Source organism: Plectonema cf. radiosum LEGE 06105 (assembly GCF_015207665.1).
GTDB classification, from domain to species: domain Bacteria; phylum Cyanobacteriota; class Cyanobacteriia; order Cyanobacteriales; family Nostocaceae; genus Rivularia; species Rivularia radiosa_A.
Map to the genome: position 1 here is coordinate 1 of NZ_JADEWL010000273.1, position 3,582 is coordinate 3,582.

The window sequence follows — 3,582 nt, forward strand, 5'->3', positions numbered from 1 at the left end:
CCCCACCTCCCCATCCCTTCACTCCTTCACCACAACCCACTGCGTCACGGGTACCATCGGTTTCCATCCCAAAAACTTACCTACAGGTTGCGCTCTTTGTATGGCTATCCTGCTCAAGCTTCCACCAACTTGATTGTGCCATTCGATTAACTTTTGTTCGCTTTCTACTGTCACTGCATTCGCTACCAATCTTCCGCCTTTCCGTAATGCTTGCCAACAGGTATCAAATAATCCTTCTACAGTTATACCACCGCCAATAAAAACTGCGTCTGGTGGCTCTAATCCTTGTAAAACTGCTGGTGCTTTACCATTAATTATACGGAGATTTGGAGTGCCTAAAGTTGCTGCATTGTCAATAATATAATTAAGTCTGGACTCGTTTTGCTCAATGGCGATCGCCCAACATCGGGGATGAGTTCGCATCCATTCCACACTGATGGAACCGCAACCAGCACCGATATCCCACAACATTTGTCCGGGGATGGGTGCGAGAGCAGCTAAGGTTATGGCTCTAACTTCGCGTTTGGTGAGTTGTCCGTCATGATGGTAAGCTATATCCGGTAAACCGGCTATTCTGGGAAGCTGTAAGATATCTGCATCGGCGATACATTCAACTGCAATTGTGTTTAAACTAGCAACTTGGGTAGTTGTCCACTCTTGAGCAATCCCTTCTACTATATTTTCCCGGTGTCCCCCCATATATTCTAAAACTGTGATTTTACTACGACCAAAACCTCTATTTGCAAGGGTTTGAGCGACAATTGTCGGAGTATTTCTACCTTCACTGAGAATCAACAACCGCGCACCTGGATAAATTATCGGATGTAGCACAGATATCGGACGGGCTGCTAAACTTAGAGTCTCTACTTCTTGTAAAGCCCATCCCAAACGGGAACAAGCAAGACTGAAAGCAGAAGGTGCAGGAATAATAGTTATTTCTGTGATGGGTATACGACGGGTGAGAGTAACGCCTATTCCAAAGCACATCGGGTCACCACTTGCTAAAATGCAGACAGATTGTCCGCGACGTTGAATAATTTCTTCTACCGAAATGACGATAGGAGAACTCCAAATTATTTTTTTTCTAGTATCATTTTCTGGAAGCATCGATAAATGACGAGAACCACCCACCAATACTTCCGCTCGTTCGACAAGTTTGGAAGCTACCTGACTCAAACCAGGTAAACCATCCTCACCAATACCCACCACTGATAACCATTTATGCATTAACGTGCATTTGTTTGTTTTGATTACAATTATATAGATATGCCAAAATAAAATCAGTTGTAGAATAATTAGGAGAATGTATTTTTTCAATGCCTTCCCCATTCCCCGGTATGGACCCATATCTTGAAGGTTATCTGTGGTCGGATGTTCATAATGCTCTTGCGAACAAAATCCGCCAAATGCTCACACCTCAATTGCGTCCTAGGTATGCAGCACGATTAGATGTTTATTTGGTGGAAGATACAACTCCTGAAAGCGAAATCGGTATATTGTATCCAGATGTGGAAGTGTTGCAGTTCAGACAACCTAGAGAAGCACCATTGTCTCAACAATCTGGTATTGCTACAACTCCAGCAACTCTTACCCTACCAGTAATGCAACCCGTTTCAGTCCGAGTTCCTACAGTAGAAATCCGAGATGCTGCTAACAACATTTTAGTAAGCTGTATAGAAATTCTTTCCCCAGTCAATAAACGAGAACCTGGGATTACCGACTATCGCCGCAAACGTCAACGCCTCTATAATGCCAATGTACATTTAATTGAAATCGATTTGTTGCGCCGGGGAACACGACCTTTGAATCATCCGAGAATGCCAGATGTTCCTTATATTATAAATTTAACACGCGCTCAGTCTGGAGTAGTAGATGTGTGGCCATTAACATTGCAAGATACTTTACCTACAATTCCTATTCCCCTAAGCAACTCTGACTCTGATGCGGTATTAGAATTACAATTTGCATTAAATGCCGTATATGAAGAAGCCGCATACGATTTATCCATTGATTATACTCAATCACCTCCACCACCACAGTTCAGTGATGTTGATAAACAATGGATGAAAAGTAATTATTTAACACAGCTTTAGCTTGGTTTGCTGAAACGGAGTGTAAATGGGGTATAAATTTAGATTTAAAGATACAGTTTTTTGTAACCTAACTCCTAACCCCTAACTCCTAACTTGAATGAACTACATCCGCAATCCTCAAGAAATCTACAATCGTTCCTTTTCTATGATTCGTGCCGAAGCGAATTTAGAAAGCTTACCCATTGACTTAATACCTTTAGCGGTGCGGATAATTCATAGTTGCGGTATGACGGATATTGTTACCGATTTAGCAGCATCGCCCCAAGCTGTAAATATTGGTAGAAAAGCACTTGCAGCGGGTAAGCCGATTTTATGCGATGCTGAAATGGTAGCAAAAGGCATCATTCAACGGCGTTTAAATGCGGATAATCGCGTAATTTGCACCCTGAATTATCCAGAAGTACCGGCATTAGCCAAAAGTATCGATAATACTCGTTCTGCGGCTGCGGTAGAATTATGGAAACCTGATTTAGAAAACGCGATCGCAGTTATCGGCAATGCTCCAACGGCTTTATTTCATCTTTTAGAATTACTTGATGCAGGGTTCCCCAAACCGGCGGTGATTTTGGGTTTCCCGGTGGGTTTTGTCGGTGCAGCAGAATCGAAAGCGGCTTTGGCTGCGGATAGTCGAGGAGTGCCATTTGTGACACTACACGGCAGAAGAGGAGGAAGTGCGATCGCGGCGGCTGCGGTAAATGCTTTAAGTCAGGAGGAGCAATGAATTTGGGTTGTCTTTACGGTGTTGGTGTAGGTACGGGAAACCCGGAGTTAATTACATTAAAAGCATTACGGATTTTACAAACTGTTTCGGTAGTGGCTTATCCTGCGTCAGAAGATGGTAACAGTTTTGCGCGTTCGATTGTTGCTGAATTTCTTCAAAGTAATCAAATTGAAGTGCCGATAGTATTACCTTTTAAGTTGGAAAAATCTGCTCAAGCCTTTTATAACAAAGCTGCCGAGGAATTAGCCGTACATTTAAGCGGGGGGAAAGATGTTGCAGTTTTATGTGAAGGAGACCCGTTTTTTTACGGTAGTTTTATGTATATTTTCAATAGATTATCACAGAGATTTACAACAGAAGTAATTCCCGGTATTTCTTCAGTAATGGCAAGTGCTGCCATGATAGGGGTACCATTAACTTACCGTAATGATGTGTTTATGGTGCTTTCGGGGATACTTTCGGAGGAAGTTTTACGAGAGAAATTGCAAGTTGCAGATGCTGCGGTAATTATTAAATTAGGCAGAAATTTTCGTAAAGTAAAGCAGGTTTTGCAGGAATTAGGGTTAGTTGAAAGAGCGAAATACATTGAATATGCGACAATGGAGAATCAAAGAGTATTATCTATAAATGAAGTTGAAGTGGAAACGGTACCTTATTTTTCGTTGATAGTTATACCAAGTCAATTAAAAGAGTTAGGAGTTTGGAGTTAGGAATTGTAGAGACGTAGCAATGCTACGTCTGTACGGGAGTTAGGAGTTAGGAGTTAGG

At 42.1% G+C, this 3,582-nt stretch carries 4 protein-coding genes; 3 read left to right on the forward strand and 1 reads right to left on the reverse strand.

Annotation, left to right across the window (positions count from 1 at the left end; all coding sequences use genetic code 11):
* Window positions 1–18: 18 nt before the first annotated feature.
* Window positions 19–1,227, reverse strand: coding sequence for a precorrin-6y C5,15-methyltransferase (decarboxylating) subunit CbiE (gene cbiE, locus IQ247_RS31800; protein ID WP_193926180.1), 1,209 nt, complete (start codon window positions 1,225–1,227; stop codon window positions 19–21).
* Between the two features lie 89 nt (window positions 1,228–1,316).
* On the opposite strand from cbiE, the gene IQ247_RS31805 reads away from it, so the two are divergent.
* The 3 genes from IQ247_RS31805 to IQ247_RS31815 all read left to right on the forward strand — a co-directional run bounded on the left by IQ247_RS31805 (window position 1,317) and on the right by IQ247_RS31815 (window position 3,524).
* Window positions 1,317–2,093 (forward strand): DUF4058 family protein, encoded by a 777-nt coding sequence (locus IQ247_RS31805; RefSeq protein WP_193926181.1) that lies wholly within the window; start codon window positions 1,317–1,319, stop codon window positions 2,091–2,093.
* Between the two features lie 97 nt (window positions 2,094–2,190).
* Window positions 2,191–2,814, forward strand: coding sequence for a precorrin-8X methylmutase (locus IQ247_RS31810; RefSeq protein WP_193926182.1), 624 nt, complete (start codon window positions 2,191–2,193; stop codon window positions 2,812–2,814).
* The gene (locus IQ247_RS31815; protein WP_193926183.1) at window positions 2,811–3,524 is read left to right on the forward strand and encodes a precorrin-2 C(20)-methyltransferase; all 714 of its coding nucleotides are present in this window, start codon (window positions 2,811–2,813) and stop codon (window positions 3,522–3,524) included. Before IQ247_RS31810 ends, IQ247_RS31815 begins: the two co-directional genes overlap by 4 nt.
* Window positions 3,525–3,582: the final 58 nt, after the last annotated feature.

Excerpts from the sequence above, each read along its gene's own strand:
- cbiE (WP_193926180.1), bottom strand. The coding sequence starts at position 1,227 with ATGCATAAATGGTTATCAGTGGTGGGTATTGGTGAGGATGGTTTACCT.
- IQ247_RS31805 (WP_193926181.1), top strand. The coding sequence starts at position 1,317 with ATGCCTTCCCCATTCCCCGGTATGGACCCATATCTTGAAGGTTATCTG.
- IQ247_RS31810 (WP_193926182.1), top strand. The coding sequence starts at position 2,191 with ATGAACTACATCCGCAATCCTCAAGAAATCTACAATCGTTCCTTTTCT.
- IQ247_RS31815 (WP_193926183.1), top strand. The coding sequence starts at position 2,811 with ATGAATTTGGGTTGTCTTTACGGTGTTGGTGTAGGTACGGGAAACCCG.